The organism is Polaromonas sp. (genome assembly GCF_012927485.1).
Taxonomy (GTDB): domain Bacteria; phylum Pseudomonadota; class Gammaproteobacteria; order Burkholderiales; family Burkholderiaceae_C; genus Polaromonas.
Window position 1 is genome coordinate 176,249 of the sequence record NZ_JABBPC010000009.1, and the last position, 24,789, is coordinate 201,037.

The window sequence follows — 24,789 nt, forward strand, 5'->3', positions numbered from 1 at the left end:
TAGAGGACACGTAAAAAACCTTGTAGTTGGTGGCGGAGGATGACAGCTTACTTACTTGTAGGCGATTGCTTTACCGGAGACATCCTTGATATCGCCCCAAGATTTTTCGATGATGGTTTTCACGCTGGCAGGAATGGCCACATAGTCCAGATCGCCCGCGGTCTTGTCGCCGTTTTTGTAAGCCCACTCAAAGAATTTTAGCGATGCAGCCGCTTGCGCCGGTTTGTCTTGTAGCTTGTGCATCAGAATGAAGGTTGCACCCGTGATCGGCCACGCATCTTTGCCTGGCTGTTCCGTCAGGATTTGATAAAAACTCTTGGACCACGCCGCGCCGCCGGCGGCGGCTTTGAAAGCCGCTTCGTCAGGCGACACAAAATTACCGGCAGCGTTCTTCAGTTGGGCGTAGGCCATTTTGCTCTGCTTGACATAGGCATATTCGACAAATCCAATCGAATTAGGCAGGCGACCAACAAACGCGGCCACCCCTTCGTTGCCCTTGCCGCCCGCACCCACTGGCCAGTTCACGGCCGTACCTTCTCCCACTTTGGCCTTCCACTCCGGGTTGACCTTGCTGAGGTAGTTGGTGAAAATAAAACTGGTACCGGAACCGTCCGCGCGGCGAACCGGCGCGATGGCGGCATCAGGCAAAGCGAGCGTAGGGTTCAAAGCCTTGATGGCCGGATCTGTCCACTTGGTGATTTTACCAAGATAGATATCACCGAGAACCTGGCCAGTAAGTTTGAGTTGACCCCCGGTAACGCCTTTGATGTTTACAACTGGAATAACGCCGCCGATCACCGTCGGAAACTGCAACAACCCCTTCTTGGCCAACTCGTCATCCTTGAGGGGCATATCCGATGCACCAAAATCGACCGTTTTGGTATCGATCTGCTTGATGCCAGCGCCCGACCCGACCGATTGATAGTTGATTTTGACGCCAGTGGCCTTGTTGTAGTCAGCAGCCCATTTGAAATAGAGCGGCGCCGGGAAGCTGGCTCCAGCACCCGTTACGCCTTGCGCAGCGGATAGTGTGGAAAACGACATGACAGCAATACCCATCACAGTCATCACAGAAGCTTTGGAACTCAATTTCATCAGAATACCTCTTGGGTTGGTAGGAAAGATGCGTCGACTGTAGAAGTCTTATATGACAAACATGTGACAACTGGCTCGGGATAGCCGATGATTTTCATCATTGTGCGGCGTCATAAAACATTCAAGTTTCCGTCACAAAGTTGTCATTAAGTTCTTCTACGCTTGGCGCTGTCTTAATCAGGAGCTTTATCGCATGTTCAACTGCCGTATTTTGTTTGCCGCTGCAACTATTGCCGCCCTCTCCGGCTGCGCCACCCACTCAACTCCCTTGTCGGTGGCCGACACCATCGCAGCCGAGCCACAACTGAGCACGCTCAACCGCCTGGTTGTCAAAGCCGGCCTGACCGACACGCTCAAAGGCGCAGGGCCCTTTACCATCTTCGCGCCTAGCAACGAGGCTTTCTCCAAAGTAGCGGCCAAAACCATGGACGAATTGGGCAACAACCCTGCGGAACTCAAGGCAGTCCTGAGTTACCACGTTGTTCCGGGGAAGTTCATGGCCGCCGATGTCAAAAATGGCACGATTAAAACCGTCAATGGCGCCAACGTGGCGCTCTCCAAAGCAGGCGAATTTGTCACCATTGAAGAAGCCTTGGTTCAGACTGCCGATATTTCTGCAACCAACGGTGTCGTGCATGTCATAGACAGCGTTCTGATTCCTCCAGCAAAGCACTAGGCGGATGCCAGGCTTTGAAGCCGTGCATAAATCATCTTTCAGGCCAGCATCCTTTAAAAGTTGGTGCTAGCCGCTGCAAATTGCGCAGAATTTCATATCGAACGGCAGGCGCTGCTGCGCCTGGAAATTAGTGACGTCCTTACAGAAATCAGTTTTCAGCCGTCGCCAGATCCTGCAGCATGCGAGCTTGCTAACTGCAGGCGCTGCCGCACCAAACTGGGCTCAGCCTCGCAAGTCGGTCGCCTCATCACACAGCATCATCGTGGCGCAGGTCGTTGATTTTTCTCCAGCACAGCAGGACGTGTCTAAAGATTTCTTGATCGGATCTCGCGCCGCCTGGCAGGACATCAACGCACGCGGCGGGATCCGCGGACGGCCGGTGCAACATCTCGCGCTTGAAACTGACGGCACCCCGGCCAGTTTACGGACTGCCCTGAACTCGGTTAAAGACAACTCTTCCTGCCTCGCCCTTTCGGGCAGTGTCGGCGACCAGATCGCCAGCCAGGTCGTGGCCCTTTCCCGTCAAGGGGAGATCAACATTGCTCACGCCGCACCCTGGCTGCAAAACTCCAGCCTCGAAATCGACGACAAGACCTTCCCCATTTTTGCAGCGCGCCAGCAACAAATTGCCTATGCGCTGAAAACCTTGTCGGTAATGGGTTTGAAGGAGGTGGGGGCAATTTATGGAACTGCCCAAGACCACACCGCTTACCATGTCGAGCTTGAGCGCATAGCGGCAGGCATGCATCTTCGGCTGAAGTCGTTTCACGGTTTGTGGGACCTGCGCCTGCTGAGCCAGAAGTTAAGCGCCAGTACCCCTGCTGTTTTGCTGTTTGTAGGTGGTACGCCGGAACTTGCCGAGTTCACGAAAGGCCTGGAAAAACAGGCACGCCAGCGTTATATCGTGGCACTCGCCGATGTCAACCTGCAGACCCTGCTTCAGATGGGGGCAGCGCGCCACACGCCGGTCATCGCGACTCAGCCGGTGCCGCTGGTCAAGTCCAACCTACCTATCGTCAGGAACTATCGCGAAACGCTCTCGCGTTTATTTGACGAGCCTCCAACCCCGTTGGGCATGGCTGGTTTTATTGCCGCTCGATTCACCTACGAGGTGCTCAATGAAGCAGAAGTCCCGTTGACGCGCCAGAGCGCTCTTGCTGCATTTCAGCGGCGCGCCAGTTTGGATATCGGCGGTTTTCGGGTCAGCTTTAATGCTCAGCGCAGAAGCGGCAGCTACGTCACACAAAGCATGATGACGGTCGATGGTCGGGTGATTGGTTAAACCGAAGGACGACTGATGAGGGTTTCGCGCGAATGCTATGCTGAGTCTGGAAAAAGAACTCTAGACATGCAAAATGGAACCCGCCTCGCCGCTGTAGATCTTGGATCCAACAGTTTTCGCCTCGAAATCGGGCGTCTTGACCACGGACAGATTCACCGAACAGAATATCTCAAGGAGACCGTCCGCCAGGGAAACGGACTGGACGCTGATCGCAACCTGACACCAGAGGCGATGCAGCGTGGCTGGGACTGCCTAGCCCGCTTCGGCGAGCGGCTAGCAGGCTTCAAAAGAACACAGGTCAGGGCGGTGGCCACCCAGACCTTGAGAGAGGCGCGCAATCGCGAAGAGTTTCTGGTGCGCGCTCACAAAATCCTCGGATTCCCGATCGATGTCATTTCGGGTCGTGAAGAAGCCCGGTTGATTTACCAGGGTGTGGCCCACATGCTGCCCCAGTCAGACGAGCGGCGGCTGGTGGTGGATATTGGCGGTCGCTCAACGGAAATGATTCTAGGCAAAGGACTGGATGCGACAGCCATGGAGTCCTACCGCGTTGGCAGCGTGGCCTGGTCGATGAAATACTTCTCCGACGGGCAGTTCAGCCCGCGCGCTTTCGAAATGGCGGAGATTGCAGCCAAAGCGGTGCTGGATGAGGCCGTCGATGCTTACCGCCCTGGCACCTGGGATGTGGCTTACGGCTCCTCCGGCACCATTGGTGCAGTCAGCGATGTACTGACTGCTGCCGGATGGCCCGCCGGCTTGGTCACGCGCGAAGGCCTTGATTGGCTGCTGGATCGGCTGCTCAAAGCGCAAAGCGCTGACCGCCTGAAATTCGATGGCATGAAGGATGACCGGCGTGCCGTCATTGGCGGCGGTGTCAGCGTGCTCCGGGCCGTGTTTGATTTGCTCGACATTGAACAGATGGAAGCAGCGCAAGGCGCGCTTCGTCACGGCGTGCTCTACGATCTGCTGGACCGGGAGCAAGACTTGACAGATTTGCGTTCCACAACAGTGCAACGCCTGTCCAGCAAATTCAACGCCGATGTTACGCAGGCAGAGCGGGTCAGTAAAGTCTCGCGATACCTCTTCCTGATGGCTCGGACGGGAATGCCCATCGCGGAATCAGAACGATTTCAGCGCAAGCTGGAGTGGGCGGCCCAACTCCATGAGATCGGTAGCCAGATTTCTCACAGCGATTACCACAAGCATGGCGCCTACATTTTGGACAATGCCGACGCGCCCGGTTTCGCTCTACCGGAGTTGCACCGCCTGAGCCTGCTCGTATTGGGACATCGGGGTAAATTGCGCAAGCTGGAAGTGGATTTTGAAGATCGCATCTTTGTTCAGCAGCTGCTTTGCTTGCGGTTGGCCGTCATTTTGTGCCATGCCCGGCGGGACCCCGACCTCAAGGGGTTGCAGCTCGAATTCGGCGCCGAGCCCGGCCAGCTTTTCGTGCTGAACTGCAGACCAGGCTGGGGCGAAGCCTTTCCGCAATCAGCGTATTTGCTGCACGAAGAAGTGCTGGCATGGCAAAAAACGCCTTGGACCTTGATCGTTTCCGGCCTGTGAAGCGGCCGCTTTGACGGTCTTTTTCAAATGGTATAAACTGTATAAACAGTTTAATTTAACTACTTATTTAGAAAGATTTTGCCATGACAACCACCAAGAAACCAGCCCTTTCAGCACCCTTGGTTGTAGCCGCACCAACCGCCGCAAAGCGTGATGTACCGGTCAAACAAAAGGCCACCACGTCAACTGCGGCAAAATTGCCTGTTCGCAAAGTCGCTGTCAAAAAAGCTGCTGTAGAAAAAGCGGCACCTCAAAAAGTCGTTGCTCAGGTGCCTCTTTCCAAAGCCTTTGCCTCAGCAAAGCCCGAAAAAATCCAAAAACCTAAAAAACCCAAACTGGTCCGCGACAGCTTTACCATTCCGAAAGCCGAATATCTGGTCCTGGATGAGCTCAAGCAGCGCGCGGCGACATTGACCCGGCCTGCCAAAAAAAGCGAACTACTGCGTGCCGGTATCAAAATCTTGGCCACCCTGTCAGACGCAAGCTTCCTGAATGCCCTGGAGCGGGTTCCCACCATTAAAACAGGCCGCCCTACGCTGAACAAGTAAGCGTACCTCAGAGCACCTCGGGCGACTGTACGGTGACTACGGCAGTCTGGCAACGGCCATCGCGGTCCCGGCTGCGAAGCCACCAGAGCGCGCCTTTTTTAACCGGACAGTCACTTTCCTGAAGCCCTAGAAGCTGCGCGATAGTCTGTCCGAGCGTCGGTTGATGCCCTATCACCAGAATCGGTGATTTGCTAAGGGGCCATTGCACCAGTGCCAGCAACTGCGCGGCTGTTCCACCCGGTGAAAGTTCGGAACGGATTTTGTACTTGCGTCCTAAGGCAAGCGCCGTCTGCTCGCAGCGCCGCGCTGGACTCACCAAAATACGGGCACCCTCAGGCAACTGCCGGTCCAGCCAGTTGGCCATGCGAGAGGCCTGTTTTTCCCCTCGCGCCGTGAGCGTCCGGTCCAGGTCACGGGTTCCGAGCGGATCACTTTCGAATCCCTCTTCCGCCTCTGCATGACGCCATAAAATCAGGTCCATTTTATTTCTCCCGATGGTGGGAAACCGAGTAGCGGGCCATCAAGGCCGCTTGTGCACCATGACGCTGCGCCGGGTCTGGCGGATTCACGCGCGCATAAGTGCCGTCCGGCTGCAAGTCCCAGGCATCGCAGCCATCGTGCAGATAGGCCACCAGGCATTCATCGATGATGCGCTGCCGGAGAGCGTGATCGATCACCGGCCATGCCAGCTCCACCCTGCGCAGCATGTTGCGATTCATCCAGTCGGCGCTTGAAAGGTAGAGAGCTTCTTCCTCTGCGCAGCGAAAATAAAACACGCGCGAGTGCTCAAGGAAACGGCCAATGACCGAACGCACCCGGATGTTGTCTGTGATGCCAGGCACCTGAGCCGGCAGCGTACAGGCACCGCGCACGATCAAATCAATTTTCACCCCGCGCTGGCCCGCCTTGACCAAAGCCACAATGAGGTCTTCGTCGGTTAGCGCATTCATCTTGGCCACAATGCGCGTGTCTTTGCCTTGCAGCGCGGCTTCGCCCAGAAAATCGATTTTTTCCACCAGTTTGTGTTGCAGCTCAAACGGTGCCAGCCAGAGGTGATTCAATCTCGGCAAGCGGCTTTGACTGGCCAGGTGCACAAATACATTGTCAATATCCGAAGTCAACAAAACATCAGCCGTCAGATAACTTACGTCTGTGTACAAGCGGGCCGTGCTTCGGTTGTAGTTGCCGGTTGACAAATGGGCATACCGCTTGAGCCGCTTACCCTCACGCCGCGTGACCAGCAGCATTTTGGCGTGGGTCTTCAGCCCCACCACGCCATAAACCACTTGTGCGCCAATTGACTCCAGCATTTCCGCCCAATTGATATTCGCCTCCTCATCGAAACGCGCCTTCAGCTCCACCACGACCGTGACTTCCTTGCCCCGACGAACAGCCTCCCGCAGCAGCGCCATCAATTGCGAATCAGCGCCCGTGCGGTAAATGGTTTGCTTGATCGCAAGTACTTTGGGATCGTTGACCGCCTCACGAAGGAAATCCAGGACCGCGTCGAAGCTCTCGAACGGTTGGTGGATGGACACATCGCCCTGCTTGAGCCGCTCAAAAAAAGATTGCCCGGGCACCAGTTGCGTGGGGTAGCAGGGGTAGTAACGCGGAAAAAGAAGCCTGGGATCGTTGATCAGGTCCACGAGTTGGGTCAGCCGCACCAGATTGACCGGGCCTTGCACCCGGTACAGGGCGAGAGCTGGCAAGTTGAACTGTTTGAGTAAAAATCCCGATAAATAGTCTGAACAGCCAGAGGACACTTCCAGACGAACCGCTTGCCCGTAGTGGCGCTGCTCCAGGCCTTGCCGTAAAGCGGTGCGAAGGTTTTTTACATCGTCTTCATCCACTGCAAGATCGGAGTGCCGGGTGACCCGGAATTGGGAAAACTGCCCCACATCACGTCCCAAAAACAGCTCGGTCAAGTGAGCCCGAATGACACTAGACAGCGATACAAACAAGCTACCCTGGTTCTTATTTTGGCTAGGCATGTGGATAAAGCGTGGCAATACCCGCGGGATCTTGACGATGGCAATCTCATTTTGACGCCCAAAGGCGTCGTGGCCCCCAAGCCTGACAATGAAGTTCAGGGACTTGTTGGCCACCTGTGGAAACGGATGAGAGGGATCAAGCCCGACCGGAATCAATAGCGGCCTAACTTCCCTCTCAAAATACTGCTTGACCCAACGTCGTTGCGCCGCATCGCGCTCGCCGTGAGACACGATGCGGATACCGTGTAATTCGAAGGCGGGCAACAAGTCGTCGTTATAAAGGGAGTACTGCCGCGCTACCAAGTCGTGTGCGGCGGTCGAAAGCGCCTTGAATGATTGAGCGGTGTACGGGCCTTTTTGCTCGTTAGTTTGGGCCGCTGTCAGGTGCGGAGCGGTGCGGACCTCAAAAAACTCATCCAGATTGGACGACACGATGCACAGAAACCTCAGCCTTTCCAGCAGGGGTACGTCCGGGCGTTTGGCCCAGTCCAGCACCCGCTCGTTGAAAGCAAGAATACTGTGGTCGCGGTCCAGAAACGGGATGGGTGTGTCGGCAGCGGTTAACGGGACGGGAGAAATTGGCAAAGAAGGCATTAACAATAAGAGGCATTTCGATTAAAGATAGTCATTATTGTTTACTTCGTTGATGACCAGGGCGTGACGGTACTTTTCACCAATGGTGCCTTTCTATTTGCCAACTTGCAACTGGCAGTTTTAGCGGGGCTCGTGTCTTTTCGCGCAGCTTCCAAATAGCTCTCAAACAACTGCGCCGAATGTGCCCAACTGAAATCCAGGGCCCTCACACGCGCCTCATGGCGCGGTAACGCAAGTGCGGCGTAGCAAGCCTGCTGTAAATGGGCGTTCATGACGCCACCGTGACAAGTTCCATCCGCTTTTCCCAACACCTCCAGTGGACCGTCCACCGGATAAGCGGCCACCGGCGTGCCGGTTGCCATGGCTTCCAGCATCACCAGGCCAAATGTTTCCGACTTGCTTGGAAACACAAATACATCCGCAGCTGCATACACCTTGGCCAGCTCGTCCCTGGCCAATACGCCCATCCAGAGCACCTCCGGATAGCGTTCCTTGAGCAACCGCTCCAGCGGGCCCACCCCGCAAACAACTTTGGTGCCGGGTAGGTCCAGCCGCAGGAACGCCTCGATGTTTTTCTCGTACGACACGCGCCCCACAAACAAGGAGACAGGGCGTACTAACGCCCCCATGGGAGCGTGCAAACGCGGCTCAGGCTGAAACGCAAAAAGTTGCGTATCTACGCCGTGCGTCCAGCTGCGCAAGTTGCGGAAACCCCGCTGCTCAAGCATGCGCAGCACGCCGTTCGTCGGCACCATCACACCAGAAGACGGCTTGTGAAAGTAGCGAAACAGCGCATAGCCCCACGACAAGGGGATTCTGAGTGCCGCATGGAGGATCTCAGGAAACTTCGTGTGAAAGGCAGTGGTGAAGTTCAGACCGCGTTTGAGGCAATACCGGCGTGCCGCCCATCCGAGCGGACCTTCAGTGGCAATATGGATAGCTTCTGGCTGAAAAGCGTCCAACTGGTGCGTTAGTCCGCGCTTGGGGCGAACGGCCAGGTCAATACCGGCATAGCCGGGGCAAGGCCGGGTGATAAATAGGCCGGGATGAATCACTTCGACAGAGTGCCCCATTTGCTGAAGCTCACGCACCAGTTCCACCAAGGTGGTCACAACGCCGTTAACCTGAGGCGCCCAAGCGTCGGTAATCAGGGCGATTTTCACGCGGCTAGCACCCCAGCAACCTGGCCTCGACCCTGGCTTTCATGGGATGGCGCCCAATGCACCAGTTCGAGGGTGCCATCGAAATGCTCGACCAGCGCGCTGCGGCTTTCAACCCAATCGCCGTCGTTGCAGTACAACACGCCGTTGATGTCGCGCATCTCGGCGCGGTGGATGTGGCCGCAGACCACACCCTGATGGCCACGGCGGCGCGCCTCGTTGGCGACTGCTACTTCAAAATCGGTGACGTAGTTGAGAGCGCTCTTGACCTTTTGCTTCAGATAAGCCGACAGCGACCAGTAAGGCAATCCCATGCGGGCGCGCAGGCTGCTGAGATACCGGTTAAGTTTGAGTGTAAATTCGTAGAGGTTGTCGCCCACGTAGGCAAGCCATTTGGCGCATTGCACCACCGCATCGAAATAGTCGCCGTGAATAATCCACAGCTGACGGCCATCGGCGGTGGTATGGACGGCTTCGCCGGTGACTTCGATACCGCCGAACTGGTTACCGATAAATTCACGCGCAAACTCATCATGGTTGCCAGGAACATAAATGATGCGGCACCCTTTGCGGGCACGTCGCAGCAACTTTTGCACCACATCGTTGTGAGACTGCGGCCAATACCACTTGCGGCGCAGCTGCCAGCCGTCCACGATGTCACCCACCAAGTAGAGACTGTCGCTGGGATGGGCTTTCAGAAAATCCAGCAGAGCTACTGCCTGACAACCAGGTGTGCCCAAGTGAAGGTCGGAAATAAAAATGGCGCGGTAGCGCTGGCGCAGCGCGTCCTCATCGTCGTCATGACTGTTGCCGTCTGACCCCGGTACGATTCCATTGCCAACTGATGCGATCGACCCCAAAGCGTCAAACAGCTTTCGCATCACGAACCCCCAGGTTTGCCCGACAGTGGGCTTCCTGAAAAATGCTTTAAATAGCGCGGCGGCAGGTCGGCAATACGCATCATCATGGGTAAGTCGGCCGAGTTGAAATCCGGGTCCCAGGCCGGTGCACCCAATACTTTGGCGCCCAGCCGCAGGTAGCCCTTGATCAAGGCAGGAGGCTCTACAGCCAGCGAATCATCAAGCAACTCAACCGGCAGAGCCAGCCGCGGCGTCACGCGGTACTCAATGCCAGCCAGGTGGCTTTGTCTTACCTGGCGCCAGATGCTGGCTGCTGCATGGCCGCTGGACACCCCGTTGTGCTGCATCGGAATGCTGGCGCAACCAATCATGGTGTCGAGCTGGTTGCGCGACATGAACTCTGCCAACGCGCCCCAAAGCGCCAGAATCACGCCGCCGTGCCGGTGGTCAACATGCACGCAGCTGCGGCCCAGTTCAACCATCCGCTCCCGTAGGCCCCGCAGCCGGGTCAGGTCGAATTCAATGTCGCTGTAGGTGCTGCCCACACGCTTGGCCTGCGTTGGCGTGAGCACCCGATAAGTACCAATCACCTCGCCGCTGTCCGCATCGCGCACCAGCAGGTGTTCGCAGTAGTCGTCAAACAAATCGACGTCATGCCCAGGCAAGGTTTTCGACAGCGTTGCACCCATCTCAAGCGCAAACACCTGATACCTCAGACGCTGCGCTTGCCGGACCTCATCCTGGTGCCGGGCCCAACTGACCGAGATTTTGCCCACTGAAGGCCTTTGGTCAGGGACTGCGCTGACCGCAGGACAGCTTTGATGAAGTGACCCCCGTGGCATGGCGACGGGCGACAATGCAAAGGTGGGATTGGGCAGTTCTTTCATGGCTAACTCCTTATTTGCTCACTGTTTTAAAACGTTTAAACCCTCTGCAAGCACCAACACCGAACGCGCTGTGAGAAGCTCTTTTTAGGGGGCTTTGACTTTTAATTGCCAGCGGCCCGAAGAACTGCGTTTTCGCGTCTGCCGACGACTGCGGCGGAAGGGGGCGAACAACTTGATAACTGATCGAGCCACGGCCTGCTGCCGGCTTTAAATCGCAAACCGCCCGGACTGCTGGCCATAGCGTGCGCCGTGCAGCGCAAAATGCGCAGGCGCTGCTGGTCGAGGTCGTGAGCGGCAAGGCTAAAGGCCGGACCGACCATTTTTTCTTGTTCACCGACTTGGTTTGAATCCACTCCCATCGCGTACTCCATCGTGCTGGTCATGCAGCGATTCTGAAAGGAGGGAGTGACGCGCCTGTGTCAGTTCAATGGCAGTTGTGTGACAGTGTCCAGCGGGACTCGGCGAATCTGTGTGACCCGTTAGCGCCAGACAATTCCTTGCAGCGGGCCGAAATAAAATTGTTCCTCAAGACGTAGCAAACTATTTTTATAAGTCATGCGTAACGGCGGGCAAACGCCCTCTGCCGCTTGAAGGATCTGGTTGGAAAAATGCTTGGCGCACAAGCTGAAGTGAAAGGTGCACCGACTCACTCGCCTTGATAGCACTTCGGCTTAAAAAACTCGATCGATAGTCGGACGATACGCTGCAAAAATATCACTGGTCAGCAACACGGCCGCCGCGATCATCGATGACTTGCTCGCCATCTTCCTTGGCGAAGGCACCGGTTTGCGGTAGCGCCAGGAGCTCCAGCACGGTCTCTGACGGACGGCACAAGCGGGTGCCCAGCGGTGTCACCACAATCGGCCGATTAATCAAAATCGGATGAGCCAGCATCGCGGTTATCAGCGCGTCATCGCTCAAGCCCGGGTAGTCGAGCTGAAGTTTATCGTAGGGCGTTCCTTTGCGCCTGAGCAGATCCCTGACAGGCATCGCCATCTGCGCAATCAACTCCTGCAGCTTTTCGCGCGTGGGTGGAGTGACCAGGTATTCGACGATGACGGGTTCGACGCCGGTGTTTCTAATCAGCGCCAGCACATTGCGCGACGTTCCGCATTGGGGGTTGTGATAAATCGTGATATTAGACATGTGCGTGAACTCCCGGTGAAAACACTCCCCACAGCTGTGAAGATTGCATTAATTTTATAATTCAATTATATTTGAAGTATGAAAATAATAACACCGCCTACTTCTTCGATCACACTGGATGAGGCCCCCGTCGTTAAGGCACTGGCGGCGCTGGCCCAGGCACAGCGCCTGCGTGCTTTCCGGGCCCTGGTCGTGGCCGGGCCAGAGGGACTGACGCCCAGCGTTATGGCCGAGCAGTTGGGCGTGGCGCCTAGCGCGCTGTCTTTCCATCTGAAAGAACTGGCTCACTCGGGACTGGTCAGCAGCGAGGCACGCGGCCGCTACCTGATTTACCGCGCGAACTTTGATCAGATGAATGCTCTGCTGGCTTACTTGACGGAACACTGCTGTAACGGAGGCGCCTGCAACGCGGGCACAGCAATCGCGCGCAAAGCCTGCTAAAAATCCCATGCAATTTAAGCGTTCCGCGCCAAGTAGAGCCGACGAACGCCCGTCAGTGACGACCCACCACATGACGAGTTACCGCGTCACCTCATCGCAGACCTTCCACCGCCCCAAAAAAGAAAACTGAAAATGCTCGCTGCCGTCCTTATTTTTCTCGTCACCCTGATTCTGGTCATCTGGCAGCCACGCGGCATGGGCATCGGCTGGAGCGCCACGCTCGGTGCGTTGCTGGCGCTGCTGTTTGGCGTGGTGCATCTTGGCGACATTCCCACGGTCTGGCAGATCGTTTGGAATGCAACGGCCACGTTCATCGCGGTGATCATCATTAGCCTGATACTCGACGAGGCAGGCTTTTTCGAGTGGGCCGCATTGCACGTCGCCCGCTGGGGCGGCGGGCGCGGGCGATGGTTATTTGCACTCATCGTATTGCTGGGTGCTGCCGTAGCCGCACTCTTCGCCAACGATGGCGCAGCGCTGATACTGACACCGATCGTGATGGCAATGTTGCTGGCGCTCGGCTTCAGTTCAACAGCGACGCTGGCCTTTGTGATGGCGGCCGGCTTCATTGCAGACACCGCCAGCTTGCCGCTGGTCGTGTCCAACCTCGTCAATATCGTTTCAGCAGATTTCTTCAAGATCGGCTTCAATCACTATGCCTCCATCATGGTAGGGGTAGACCTCACCGCGATCGCCGCGAGTCTCGCCGTGCTGCTGCTTTATTACCGCAAAAGCATTCCGGGACACTACGTGGTGTCTCAGCTCAAACAACCGCGCGAGGCGATCCATGATCTCGCGACGTTTCGGGCCGGATGGGTGGTGCTGGCGTTGCTGCTCGTCGGCTTTTTTGGTCTTGAGCCCATCGGCGTGCCGGTCAGCGCTATCGCAGCGGTCGGCGCGCTCGTGCTGCTGGTGATTGCGGGCCGAGGCAGCGCGATTTCCACTCGTAAAGTGCTGCGTGAAGCACCCTGGCAGATCGTCGTGTTCTCGCTCGGAATGTATTTGGTTGTTTACGGTCTGCGCAACGTCGGCCTGACGACGGAGATCGCCAAACTTCTGGACTTTTTCGCCCAAGGCGGCGTGTGGGGTGCGACTTTCGGCACCGGGGTGCTCTCCGCACTTCTCTCGTCGGTGATGAACAATTTACCCACGGTGCTGGTCGGAGCGCTTTCGGTCGAGGCGAGCGGCTCGACGGGCGTGATCCGTGAAGCGATGATTTACGCGAATGTGATCGGCTGCGATCTGGGACCAAAAATTACGCCGATCGGTAGCCTGGCAACCTTACTTTGGCTTCACGTGCTTGCGCGCAAGGGTATGACCATTACGTGGGGCTACTATTTCAGAACGGGCATCGTACTGACCCTGCCGGTGCTGCTCGTGACGCTTGCCATGCTGGCGATCCGACTAAGCACATCGTGAGCGTCAGAGGGTAAACCAACCCGAGCCAAAAAAAACGCTACTACTCTGGCAACCATCAATCCAGCCACTTATGAAAAAACTGCGCGTAGCCCATGGCGGGATCCAGTTGGTAGCCCGCGAAGCCCACGCGCTCATAGAGCTTGATCGCACTGGTGTTGCCTTGCAATACCTCCAGCGTCAACTTGCAGGCGCCTCGCTCACGGGCAATCTGGTCGACTAGCGTCAGCATCTGCTCGCCAACCCGTTGGCCACGGTGCCCAGGCAGCACCACCACGTCATGAATGTTGACCAGTGGACGACAGGCGAAGGTCGAAAACCCTTCAATGCAATTGATTAAACCGATGGGCTGTCCAGCGTCGAACGCGAGCACGCTGAAGGCCTGAGGGCGTGCGGCCAGTTCCTTGACAAGGTGATTTTTTACAAACTCACTTAGTGGCTTCCCGCCGCCCGCCAAGTCCTGCGCATAAGCGTCCAGTAAATGGACCAGCGCGCCGGCATGGACGGCGTTGTTGTAATCAGCCTGGCAAATGCGAAGCTGGGGCGTGCGGGTGCTAGCGGAAGAAGATTCAGATTCAGATACAAATTTGGTCACTCGGTGTTTCCTCGGTGCAGAAAAGATAGTGCAATTTTAAAGTCGATGTTGGCGCTCCTATTTAGCAGGGCGCCTGCACTTCTCTAGCCATCCCAGCCCCGCCGACGTACCACCCGGGTGTGCGCCTAAGCGGGGGTGATATTCGCAACCGATCCAGCCTTGCCAGCCACAGGCCTGTGATACGTCGTCAATCACCTGACACAGGTAGGCGTAGTTCAACTCGCCGACGTCCGGCTCAAAGCGTTCGGGAACGCCCGCAATCTGGAAATGCCCGACCTGGCCTGTAGGCAGGTACTGGCGGATCTTCATGGCCACGTCGCCCTCCACAATTTGACAGTGGTACAGATCCATCTGCACTTTTACGTTGGGCGCGCCGACAAGCCGGATAATTTCATGCGCGTGGTCCTGGTGGTTCAGGAAAAATCCCGGGATAGTGCGGCTGTTGATGGGCTCTATCAGCACATCAAGTCCCGCTTTGGCGGCTTCAGCGGCAGCGTATTGGAGGTTAGCGAGGTAGCTGGGCTGCACGCTCGCACGGTCCACGCCGGCCGCTATCAGCCCTGCCATCACATGGATTCGCGGACAGGCCAGCGCCAGCGCGTAGTCGATGGCGCTGGCCATGCTGTTTCGAAAGTCCGCCTCGCGGCCGGGCAGGCAAGCGATGCCGCGTTCACCCTTTTCCCAGTCACCTGGCGGGCAATTGAACAGCACTTGTTGCAGACCGTTAAGCTCGAGTCGCGCCTTGAGGTCGGCCATTGGATACGCATAAGGAAACAAAAACTCGACCGCCTTAAAGCCGTCTTTGGCGGCCGCCTCGAAGCGGTCGAGAAAGCGATGCTCTGGGTACATCATGGAAAGATTGGCGGCAAATTGGGGCATGGCTGTGTGATTCGAAACACCATTGAAAAATCAAACGGACGGCCCGCAATTGCATCACAAAGTAGATCGAAAGCGCTTGCAGCAGCTCTATCGCGTTGGCCGACAGCCTTCAGGACGGCATGCCGGCGCCGCCGCTTCCGGCTTGGACAAGCTGCTAATTTTCATACAAAACCGGCTAGAGCCTTCTAGATTCGGACCGTAAGTGCTATGGTTTTCACCAGGATGCAGGCACGAAAGCTTTACTTTACCGCATATTTACCGGGCCCTTTCAAGCCGCACACCGGCCCTCGGCAGCTTGCTGTGATAATTATTTGCAGCTGCAAAGCAGGTCGCTCGGTGAACACCGACCTCCTGCCAGCCAAGCAGGTGAGATGATCCCATCCAACCCAAAAAAAATACCCCGATCAGTCGCGGCGGCCAACAAGGACAGGTGATGGACCCGAAACCCGAAATGCCGCACACCGGCTCCAATCCGACTCTGCGGCACCGTTTAAGCCGCCGTGCGTCCATTATTGGCAGCATTGTGGCAATCCTTGCTTTGGCGGGCATGGGCTGGCTGGCCTGGTACTTAACCCATCCTTCTTCCGAAGCGGCAAGCACAGCAGCCGGGCCAGGCGGCCCAGGTGCGGCTGGCAGGCGCGGTCCACCACCCACGACGGTGGGCGTGGCGACAGCCGAGCGGGCCAGCGTTCCCATTATTCTGGAAGCCCTTGGTACCGTCACGCCGCAGGCCACCGTGAAGGTGCGCCCCCAGGTTTCCGGCGTGATGGAAAAAGTGCTGTTCAAAGAAGGCCAAATGGTGCGTGCCGGTGAACTGCTGGCCACGATTGACCCCCGTCAATTCGAGTTGGCGCAGATGCAGGCAACGGGCCAGCGCCAGCGCGATGAGGCGCAACTAGACAGCGCCCGAGTGACCTTGCAGCGCTTTAAAACTCTGCTCGAACAGGATTCGATTGCCCGCCAGGAAGTTGACACACAAGCCGCACTGGTGAAGCAACTTGAAGGCACGGTCGTGATTGACAAAGCCGCAGAAGGCACCGCCAGGTTGAACCTAGGCTACACGCGGGTAGTGGCACCAGTCAGTGGGCGCGTCGGTTTGCGCACTGTAGACGTCGGTAACGTAGTGAGCACCAGCGACGTCAACGGCATCGCATTAATTACGCAGGTCATGCCGATTGATGTGGTGTTCGCCGTCCCCCAGGACCAGGCCGGCGAGCTACAGCAGAGGACAGTCGGCGGGGCTGTGATGAAGGTCACCGCGCTCGACAGGACCCGCTCTAGCACGCTGGACACGGGCGTATTTGCCTCACTGGACAACCAGGTCGATACACAAACGGGAACGGTCAAGGCCAAAGCACGCTTTGCCAATACCAAACTCGTGCTGTTTCCGAGTCAATTTGTAAACGTGCAGCTGGTGGTGAAAACCATCGAGAACGCGGTCGTGGTACCCGTGACCGGCCTGCGCCATGGCAGCACCGGGGACTATGTCTATGTGCTGAATGGCGCTGAACGCACGGTGTCACTGCGGCCGGTTCGGGCGGGACAAATGACGGCTGAAAAGATCGTGATCGCTTCTGGCTTGCAGGCCGGCGAGCGCGTGATCACGGAAGGCGCCGATCGGCTTAAAGACGGTGCCAAGGTGGTGCTGCCGGGCGACTCTTCCAAAGGCGGAGGCGGCGCTGGGACAGCAGCTGCGGGTGGTAAACGCCAGGGCCAGAGCACCAAACCTGACGCGCCGGCAAGCCAGGCCTCCAGTCCGCAACGCCGCCGCAGCGCCTCGCAAGCCCAAGGCTCTTGAGTCAGGTAATGGCGTCTATCTCTTCAGAGCAGCACCACGCCATGAGTCCTTCGCGTCCTTTTATCCTCCGTCCGGTGGCCACGTCGCTGCTGATGGTGGCCATCGTGCTGGCGGGCTTGGTCGGGTTCAAGTTTTTGCCGCTGTCGGCCTTGCCACAGGTGGATTACCCGACGATTCAGGTTCAGACGCTTTACCCCGGGGCCAGCCCCGAGGTCATGGCGCAAACCGTCACCGCGCCCTTGGAGCGCCAGTTCGGGCAAATGGCCGGACTCCAGCGGATGAGTTCCACCAGCGCCGCCGGTGTGTCCATCGTGACGCTGCAGTTCGGCCTTGGCCTCACCCTAGATGTGGCGGAGCAAGAGGTCCAGGCGGCCATCAATGCCGGGGGTTCCCTGCTACCGGCCGACCTGCCTGCTCCACCGGTGTATGCCAAGGTGAATCCGGCAGACGCACCGGTTCTGACGCTCGCGATCACGTCCGACACGCTGCCGTTGACGGAAGTGCAGAACATCGTCAATACCCGGCTGGCCCTCAAAATCAGCCAGGTCAACGGTGTCGGCCTGGTGTCGCTCAGCGGAGGCCAGCGCCCCGCTGTTCGCATCCAGGCGGACACGCGTGCTCTGGCGTCCTACGGACTTGCACTCGACTCGCTGCGAACCGCCATTTCAGCTGCAAACGCGAATGGCGCCAAGGGCAGCATTGACGGTCCGACCCGCGCCTACTCGATCAATTCCAACGACCAGTTGCTGGCGGCAGCCGACTATAAAAACTTGATCATCGCCTACCGCAACGGCGCGGCCGTGCGGGTGTCCGATGTTGCGCAAGTGGTCGACAGTGCCGAAAACATCAAGCTCGGGGCCTGGAGCGGCCTTAAACCCGCCATCATTCTGGATGTGCAGCGCCAACCAGGCGCCAATGTGATCGCGACGGTTGATGCCATTAAGGCGCGCTTACCCGAATTACAGTCCGGCTTACCCGGCTCCATTAAAGTGGCTGTGCTGAGCGACCGCACCACCGGCATACGCGCCTCGGTGATGCACGTCGAAATAGAACTGCTGCTGGCAGTATTGCTGGTAGTGCTCGTGATTTTTGCTTTTTTACACAGCTTGCGCGCTACCGTGATTGCCAGCCTGGCGGTGCCAATTTCGCTCATCGGCACCTGTGGCGCGATGTACTTGCTGGGTTACAGCCTGAACAACCTCAGCCTGATGGCACTGACCATTGCGACCGGCTTCGTGGTCGACGATGCCATCGTAATGATCGAGAACATCTCGCGCTATATCGAGGAAGGCGAAGAACCCATGCTGGCCGCGCTCAAGGGTGCCAAGCAGATCGGTTTCACCATTATTTCGTTGACGGTTTCGCTGATTGCGGTGCTGATCCCCCTGCTTTTTATGGGCGATGTGGTGGGTCGCCTGTTTCGCGAATTCGCCATGACGCTGGCCATCACGATCTTGATTTCGGCGGTCGTCTCGCTGACGCTGGTGCCCATGATGTCGGCGCGCTGGCTCAAGCACGTTCCCCAAGCCCAAGGCAGCAAAATCGGCGCTCGGTTGCAGCAGTTTTTTGACGGTGTCATTACGCGTTATGACCGCTGGTTGAGCTGGGTCTTAAAGCGTCAAGGCGCGACGCTGCTGGTGGCGCTGGCAACGCTGCTGCTGACGGTGCTGCTGTATGTACTGATTCCCAAGGGACTCTTTCCGACGCAGGACACGGGCCAACTGCAAGCCCGGATTGAAACCGCCCAGTCGGTGTCGTATGCGCGCATGGCCGACTTGCAGCAGGCGGCGGCCAAAGCCATTCTCGAAGACCCCGACGTGGAAACGCTGAGTTCTTTCATCGGGGTGGATGCGGCAAACAACACCATGCTGCACACCGGCCGCATGTTGATCAACCTCAAGCGCACGCGCACCGGAAGCCAGCAGGCGACCATGGACCGGTTGCGCCTACGCGTGGGCCAGGTTGCGGGTGTCACCCTGTACCTGCAGCCCACGCAGGACCTGACCATCGACGCCGAGACCGGCCCGACTCAATTCCGCGTCTCTCTGGAAGGTTCGGACAACGCCACCGTGGTCGAATGGGCGACACGCCTGACGCAGCGCATGCAGCAGCTGGCCGATCTGCGTAACGTGGCGTCGGATGCCGGCGCCAAGGGAGCGGCCGCCTTCATCACCGTGGACCGCGACACCGCGTCACGTCTGGCCATCACCACTTCGTCGATTGACGACGCGCTTTACAGCGCGTTTGGCCAGCGCATCGTCTCGACGATTTTTACCGAAACCAACCAATACCGCGTGATTCTGGAGGCGCTTCCCGACCCCTCAACGACCGTGGCCACTTTGGGCGAGCTTCCTCTTAAAACCGGGTCAGGCAGCACCACGCCACTGTCGGCAATCGCCACCATCAGGGAAGTGCCTGCACCGCTGCAAATCACCCATGTGGCCCAGTACCCAGCCACCACATTGGGCTTTGACACGGCGCCGGGTGTGTCGCTGGGCAAGGCGGTAGACGATATCAAGCAGGCGGCCCAGGACCTCGCCTTGCCCGCCAGCGTGACCCTGACCTTCCTGGGTGCCGCCGGGGCTTACCAGTCTTCCCTGTCCAACCAGCTGTGGCTGATTCTGGCCGCCGTGGTCTGTGTCTATATCGTGCTCGGGGTTCTGTATGAAAGCTACATCCACCCGCTGACCATTCTCTCTACCCTCCCCTCCGCCGGTGTGGGCGCCCTGCTGGCATTGATCATTAGCGGCTCGGATCTCGGCGTGATTGGCATCATCGGCATTATTCTTCTCATCGGCATTGTCAAGAAGAACGCCATCATGATGATCGACTTTGCAATCGACGCCGAACGCAATCAGGGCAAGTCCCCGCAGGAAGCCATTCATCAGGCCGCGTTGCTGCGTTTTCGGCCGATTCTGATGACCACGCTGGCGGCCTTGTTTGCCGCCGTACCGCTGATGCTCGGCTGGGGCGACGGTGCCGAGTTGCGCCGCCCGCTAGGCCTCGCCATCTTCGGCGGCTTGATTGTCAGTCAGGTACTCACCCTGTTCACCACGCCGGTCATCTACCTCGGCTTCGACCGGATGGCCGCGAAAGTCAGGCGCTGGACCGGCCAGTCGGCTTCCGGCCCAGGGGTTGAAGAGAACGCTACGCCATGAACCTGTCCGAGCCTTTTGTTCGCAGGCCCGTCGCGACGGTGCTGCTGACCATTGGGCTGGCGCTGGCGGGTATTGGCGCTTTGTTCGTGCTGCCGGTTTCCCCGCTGCCGCAGGTTGACTTCCCGGCCATTTCAGTCAGCGCCTCAGTGCCTGGCGCCAGCCCCACTACCATGGCCAGCAGCGTCGCCACGCCGCTAGAGCGGCGGCTGGGCAGCATCGCGGGTGTCAATGAAATAACGTCCAACAGCGGCACCGGATCGACTCGCATCAGCCTGCAGTTTGATTTGAATCGCCAGATTGATGCCGCCGCACGCGAAGTGCAGGCCGCCATCAATGCGGCCCGCGCCGACCTGCCCGCGACACTTCGCAGTAACCCGACTTACCGCAAAGCCAACCCGGCTTCTTCGCCCGTCATGATCCTGGCGCTGACCTCCAAGACCCGCTCACCGGGCCAGATCTATGACGAGGTTTCCAATCTTGTGCAGCAAAAAATTGCACAGGTGCCCGGTGTCGGCGATGTGGAGCTGGGGGGCGGCTCCTTGCCTGCCGTGCGTGTCGAGCTGATTCCGTTCTCTCTGAACCGCTACGGCGTCAGCATGGAAGACGTGCGCGCAGCCCTTCAAGCTTCCAACGCCAACCGACCCAAGGGCGCAATTGAAGGCAACGGCCAGCGCTTGCAGATTTACACCGCCGCGAACACGGCCACGGGCGGCCTTCGGGCCGCAGACTATCAGGGACTGGTGGTGGCCTGGCGCAATGGCGCCGCCATACGGCTGGGCGATGTTGCCGAGGTCATCGATGGCGTCGAAAATTCCAACACCTTGGGTCTTTTTAACGGCGAGGCCGCCGTCATCGTGCTGGTCACTCGCCAACCCGGTGCCAATGTGATTGAAACGGTGGACGGCGTGCGCGCCTTGCTGCCGGAATTGCAGGCGCAGTTGCCTGCCGATGTGCAGCTCCAGGTAGCCTCGGACAGCACCAACTCTATCCGCACGTCGCTGCACGACATTGAGATCACGCTGCTAATCTCAATTGCGCTGGTGGTGCTGGTCGTCAGCGCTTTTTTGCGCAGCGCCCGCGCCACCCTCATTCCCGCCGTGGCGACCGTGGTATCGCTGCTGGGCACGTTTAGCGTCATGTATTTGCTGGGCTTCAGTCTCAACAACTTGAGCCTCATGGCACTTACCGTGGCCACGGGCTTTGTGGTGGACGACGCCATCGTCGTGCTGGAGAACACCAGCCGCCACATCGAAGCGGGCATGGACCGTTTCAAGGCAGCGCTGCTGGGCGCACGAGAAGTCGGCTTCACCGTGCTGTCCATCAGTCTCTCGCTGGTGGCGGTGTTCATCCCCTTACTCTTCATGGGGGGGCAGCTCGGGCGGCTGTTCCGGGAATTCGCCGTGACGCTGTCCGTCGCCGTACTGATCTCTCTGGTGATTTCGCTTACCACCACGCCCATGATGTGCGCCTGGCTGCTCAAGCCCCATGTCGGCGGCAAGCCACCGGATCGCCTCGCAACGGGTTTTGGAAACGCATTTAAACGCGTGCTCCGAATTTACGAAATCAGTCTCGACTGGGCGCTCGGCAGGAAGCTGCTGGTGATGCTGATATTGCTCGCGGTCATCGCGCTGAATGTTTACCTGTATGTGAAGGTTCCCAAAGGTTTTTTTCCGCAGCAAGACACCGGGCAGATCAGCGGAGGACTGCGCGCCGACCGAAGCATTTCCTTCCAGGCGCTACAGGGAAAACTCAGGCAGTTGGTCGACATCATCCGGCGCGACCCGGCGGTGGACACGGTGGTTGGATTCACGGGCGGTTCGCGCTCGGGCGGTGGGTTCATGTTTATCAACCTTAAACCGGTCGCGCAGCGCACCGACGCAGGCCAGGCTGTTATTGCACGCCTGCGTCCCCAGCTGGCACGGGTCACGGGGGTGACCCTTTTCCTCAATCCCGTACAAGACCTTCGCGGTGGTGGCCGCCAGAGCAATTCAACCTATCAATACACGCTCAAAAGCGACAACGCGGCCGATTTGAGCCTGTGGGCCACCCGCCTTGCCGACCAGATGAAACGACAGAGCGCGCTGACCGACGTAGACACCGACCAGGAAGAAAATGGTGTCGAAACCATGGTCTCAGTGGACAAGCAGAGCGCGGCGCGCCTGGGTATCAGTTCCCGGGATATTGACAACGCGCTTTACAACGGCTTTGGGCAGCGCCAGGTGGCGACCATTTACGCCGAATTAAACCAATATCACGTGATCATGGAGGTTGCGCCGCGCTTTACCCGCAGTCCCGAGTCGCTCAAGGATATCTACATTCCAGCCAAAGGCGGCACGGGCACGACGCTGGCCACTGCAATGTCCAGCGCCACGGCAAATGTGGTGAATCCGGCCTTGCGCGACCCCTCCACCGGTCAAGCGCTTAGCTCGTCCGCCACCACCATGGTGCCGCTGTCGGCTATTGCACGCTTTAGCGAAGGCGCCACCGCCGCTTCAGTCAGCCACGAGGACGGCGAACTTTCGACCACAGTGTCTTACAACCTGGCCGCGGGCAGCACCATCAGCGATGCCGAGACGGCCGTGCAGCAAGCTGAAGCCACCATCGGCCTACCCAATAATGTGCGCGGCAGTTTTTCGGGCACGGCACGCAGCGCGCAAGAGTCGCAGGGGCAACAACCGCTGCTGATTTTGGCCGCACTGGTGGTGATTTATATCGTGCTGGGTATTCTTTACGAAAGCCTGGTGCATCCAGTAACCGTGATCTCTACCCTGCCCTCCGCCGGCGTTGGCGCCGTGCTGGCGCTGATGACGTTCAAGATGGAGTTTTCAATCATTGCCTTGATCGGCGTTTTTCTGCTGATAGGCATCGTCAAGAAGAACGCGATTTTGATCATCGATTTCGCCCTCGAAGCCGAGCGTGCGCGCGACATTTCTGCAGTGGAAGCAGTACGTGAAGCCTGCCTGCTGCGTTTTCGCCCTATCTTGATGACCACGCTGGCTGCTATCCTGGGCGCCTTGCCATTGGCCATCGGGTTTGGGGAGGGTGCCGAATTGCGGCGCCCGCTCGGCATCGCCATTATTGGCGGGCTGATTGCCAGCCAGTTGCTGACCTTGTTGACCACACCCGTGGTTTATGTCTTGCTCGACAAGCTGCGTCGCCTTAGCCCATCCGAGCGCGACCTGAGCCGTCATCCAGACGATCCTTCCTCCAGCGAACCACTCGCGGGTCACACGCTCCAACTGTAATGAGTTACTCCATGCGCCCAAGCTTTCCCTCTCACTTGATAGCTTCCGCCGCAATGATCCTGCTCGCCTCGTCAATATCAGGCTGCGCGGTGGGTCCGGACTACCGACGTCCAGTGAGCACGGACGTCAGCGCTTTTAAAGAAGCCGAAGGCTGGGTGCCCGCAGTGCCCGCAGATGCGCTGGAGCGTGGGCCGTGGTGGTCGCTGTTTAACGATCCGGCGCTCGACCAACTTGCTACACGCGTTGAGGTATCCAACCAGAATGTCGCCATTGCCGTCGCCGCCTATGCCCAGGCAAGGGCGCTTGTGCGTGAGCAGCGAGCTGGGCTGTTCCCTTCGGTCAACCTGGATGGCGGCGCCAGCCGTTCGGGTAGCAGTAGCAGTAGCAGTAGCAGTAGCAGCGCCAGCACCAGCGGCGGACGCGTGGGAAATAACTACCAGCTCAGCGTTGGGGGCAGTTGGGAGCCAGATGTGTGGGGTCGCTTGGGGCGTGCGGTCGATGGCGCCTCGGCCGGCGCACAAGCCAGCGCAGCAGATCTGGCATCGGCCCGACTGGCCGCTCAAGGCGAACTCGCCGTTAACTATTTTTCGTTGCGCCAAAGCGATGCGCAAAATGCACTGCTCTCCAGCACCATCGTCGGCTACCAGCGCGCTCTTGAAATCACGCAAAACCGCTACTCCGCAGGCATCGCCGCTAAAACCGATGTGCTTCAAGCGCAAACCCAGTTGGCCAATGCACAGGCGGAAGCGGCCGGACTGGTACGCCAACGCGCCCAGTTCGAACACGCGATTGCGGTGCTTATCGGTGAGGCACCGGGCAACTTTTCTCTGGTCTCTGCGGCCTGGAACCCCGTGGTGCCAGAAGTTCCTGTGGGCGTGCCCTCCACGCTGCTTCAGCGGCGGCCCGACATTGCCGCCGCAGAACGCCGCGTGGCCGCCGCCAACGAACAGATCGGTATCGCCAGAAGCGCTTTTTACCCCAAACTCGGCCTAAGCGCATCCTATGGGTTAGGCGCCAGCCATGTGGCAGATTTGTTCAGTGCATCCAGCAGCGTTTGGTCGATGGGCCTCTCAGCCGCGCAAGTGCTTTTTAACGCGGGGGCCACCAGCGCTCGCGTTGAAGGCAGCGAGGCCGCGCACGCGCAGGCCGTGGCGCGTTACCGGCAAACCGTCCTTGCAGCCTTCCAGGGTGTTGAAGACCAACTCGCGGCCACCCGCGTGCTGCTGACCCAGCAGGCACTACGCCGACAGGCGTCGTTGGCCGCAGATCAGGTGGAGCAACAAGTCCTTAACCGCTACCGCAGCGGCCAGGTGGGCTATACCGAAGTCATCACCGCACAGGGCACGGCGCTAACCGCGCGCCGCGCCTTGGTACAGGCCATGGCGGACCGCCAGACCACCGCGGTGGCATTGATCCAGTCTTTGGGTGGCGGTTGGCAGGTCGGGCAGTGAG

20 protein-coding genes are annotated in these 24,789 nt (G+C 58.4%); 10 read left to right on the plus strand and 10 right to left on the minus strand.

Translation table 11 applies throughout. The features are described 5' to 3' along the window. Positions 1-51: 51 nt before the first annotated feature. The gene (gene pstS / locus HHJ16_RS03425; protein WP_293640612.1) at positions 52-1,095 is read right to left on the minus strand and encodes a phosphate ABC transporter substrate-binding protein PstS; all 1,044 of its coding nucleotides are present in this window, start codon (positions 1,093-1,095) and stop codon (positions 52-54) included. 193 nt (positions 1,096-1,288) lie between these two features. On the opposite strand from pstS, the gene HHJ16_RS03430 reads away from it, so the two are divergent. From HHJ16_RS03430 to HHJ16_RS03445, 4 genes are all read left to right on the plus strand, one after another. Beyond that, the gene (locus HHJ16_RS03430) at positions 1,289-1,771 is read left to right on the plus strand and encodes a fasciclin domain-containing protein (RefSeq protein ID WP_293640614.1); all 483 of its coding nucleotides are present in this window, start codon (positions 1,289-1,291) and stop codon (positions 1,769-1,771) included. A gap of 130 nt (positions 1,772-1,901) precedes the next feature. Continuing rightward, positions 1,902-3,053 (plus strand): ABC transporter substrate-binding protein, encoded by a 1,152-nt coding sequence (locus HHJ16_RS03435; RefSeq protein ID WP_293640616.1) that lies wholly within the window; start codon positions 1,902-1,904, stop codon positions 3,051-3,053. 66 nt (positions 3,054-3,119) lie between these two features. Next, positions 3,120-4,619, plus strand: a complete 1,500-nt coding sequence (gene ppx / locus HHJ16_RS03440; protein WP_293640617.1) for an exopolyphosphatase — start codon at positions 3,120-3,122, stop codon at positions 4,617-4,619. An 83-nt stretch (positions 4,620-4,702) separates the two neighbouring features. Continuing rightward, on the plus strand, positions 4,703-5,167 hold the full coding sequence (locus HHJ16_RS03445; RefSeq protein WP_293640618.1) for a hypothetical protein: 465 nt from the start codon (positions 4,703-4,705) through the stop codon (positions 5,165-5,167). 7 nt (positions 5,168-5,174) lie between these two features. Here the strand turns inward: HHJ16_RS03445 and HHJ16_RS03450 are convergent, their stop codons facing one another. From HHJ16_RS03450 to arsC, 7 genes are all read right to left on the minus strand, one after another. Continuing rightward, entirely contained in the window at positions 5,175-5,648 is a 474-nt protein-coding gene (locus tag HHJ16_RS03450; RefSeq protein WP_293640621.1) for a histidine phosphatase family protein, read from the minus strand. Between the two features lies 1 nt (position 5,649). After that, positions 5,650-7,752 carry a polyphosphate kinase 1 gene (gene ppk1 / locus HHJ16_RS03455; protein ID WP_293640624.1) on the minus strand — a complete coding sequence of 701 codons (2,103 nt, stop codon included), beginning with the start codon at positions 7,750-7,752 and terminating at the stop codon, positions 5,650-5,652. Positions 7,753-7,793: 41 nt separating this feature from the next. Then, on the minus strand, positions 7,794-8,915 hold the full coding sequence (locus HHJ16_RS03460) for a glycosyltransferase family 1 protein (RefSeq protein WP_293640627.1): 1,122 nt from the start codon (positions 8,913-8,915) through the stop codon (positions 7,794-7,796). Further along, positions 8,912-9,793, minus strand: a complete 882-nt coding sequence (locus HHJ16_RS03465) for a UDP-2,3-diacylglucosamine diphosphatase (protein ID WP_293640630.1) — start codon at positions 9,791-9,793, stop codon at positions 8,912-8,914. Before HHJ16_RS03465 ends, HHJ16_RS03460 begins: the two co-directional genes overlap by 4 nt. Beyond that, the gene (locus HHJ16_RS03470) at positions 9,793-10,659 is read right to left on the minus strand and encodes a GNAT family N-acyltransferase (protein WP_293640633.1); all 867 of its coding nucleotides are present in this window, start codon (positions 10,657-10,659) and stop codon (positions 9,793-9,795) included. Before HHJ16_RS03470 ends, HHJ16_RS03465 begins: the two co-directional genes overlap by 1 nt. Before the next feature lie 101 nt (positions 10,660-10,760). After that, positions 10,761-11,042 (minus strand): hypothetical protein, encoded by a 282-nt coding sequence (locus tag HHJ16_RS03475; protein ID WP_293640636.1) that lies wholly within the window; start codon positions 11,040-11,042, stop codon positions 10,761-10,763. 331 nt (positions 11,043-11,373) lie between these two features. Beyond that, entirely contained in the window at positions 11,374-11,805 is a 432-nt protein-coding gene (gene arsC / locus HHJ16_RS03480) for an arsenate reductase (glutaredoxin) (protein ID WP_293640639.1), read from the minus strand. Positions 11,806-11,919: 114 nt separating this feature from the next. On the opposite strand from arsC, the gene HHJ16_RS03485 reads away from it, so the two are divergent. After that, on the plus strand, positions 11,920-12,246 hold the full coding sequence (locus HHJ16_RS03485; RefSeq protein WP_293640800.1) for a metalloregulator ArsR/SmtB family transcription factor: 327 nt from the start codon (positions 11,920-11,922) through the stop codon (positions 12,244-12,246). A 132-nt stretch (positions 12,247-12,378) separates the two neighbouring features. Further along, entirely contained in the window at positions 12,379-13,665 is a 1,287-nt protein-coding gene (locus tag HHJ16_RS03490; protein WP_293640642.1) for an arsenic transporter, read from the plus strand. Positions 13,666-13,720: 55 nt separating this feature from the next. Here the strand turns inward: HHJ16_RS03490 and HHJ16_RS03495 are convergent, their stop codons facing one another. Then, positions 13,721-14,257 carry a GNAT family N-acetyltransferase gene (locus HHJ16_RS03495; protein WP_293640645.1) on the minus strand — a complete coding sequence of 179 codons (537 nt, stop codon included), beginning with the start codon at positions 14,255-14,257 and terminating at the stop codon, positions 13,721-13,723. 57 nt (positions 14,258-14,314) lie between these two features. Continuing rightward, on the minus strand, positions 14,315-15,136 hold the full coding sequence (gene otnI, locus HHJ16_RS03500; RefSeq protein WP_293640648.1) for a 2-oxo-tetronate isomerase: 822 nt from the start codon (positions 15,134-15,136) through the stop codon (positions 14,315-14,317). A gap of 433 nt (positions 15,137-15,569) precedes the next feature. On the opposite strand from otnI, the gene HHJ16_RS03505 reads away from it, so the two are divergent. Genes HHJ16_RS03505 through HHJ16_RS03520 form a run of 4 tightly spaced genes read left to right on the plus strand, consistent with a single transcriptional unit; the run spans position 15,570 to position 24,788 of the window. Next, complete coding sequence (locus HHJ16_RS03505) at positions 15,570-16,934, plus strand: efflux RND transporter periplasmic adaptor subunit (RefSeq protein ID WP_293640651.1); 1,365 nt, start codon at positions 15,570-15,572, stop codon at positions 16,932-16,934. 41 nt (positions 16,935-16,975) lie between these two features. Continuing rightward, complete coding sequence (locus HHJ16_RS03510) at positions 16,976-20,092, plus strand: efflux RND transporter permease subunit (protein ID WP_293640802.1); 3,117 nt, start codon at positions 16,976-16,978, stop codon at positions 20,090-20,092. Continuing rightward, positions 20,089-23,337: an efflux RND transporter permease subunit gene (locus HHJ16_RS03515; RefSeq protein ID WP_293640654.1), complete on the plus strand. Its 3,249-nt coding sequence runs from the start codon at positions 20,089-20,091 to the stop codon at positions 23,335-23,337. The genes HHJ16_RS03510 and HHJ16_RS03515 overlap by 4 nt, the downstream gene beginning before the upstream one ends. Before the next feature lie 11 nt (positions 23,338-23,348). Continuing rightward, positions 23,349-24,788 carry an efflux transporter outer membrane subunit gene (locus HHJ16_RS03520; protein WP_293640657.1) on the plus strand — a complete coding sequence of 480 codons (1,440 nt, stop codon included), beginning with the start codon at positions 23,349-23,351 and terminating at the stop codon, positions 24,786-24,788. The last annotated feature ends 1 nt before the right edge of the window (position 24,789 follow it).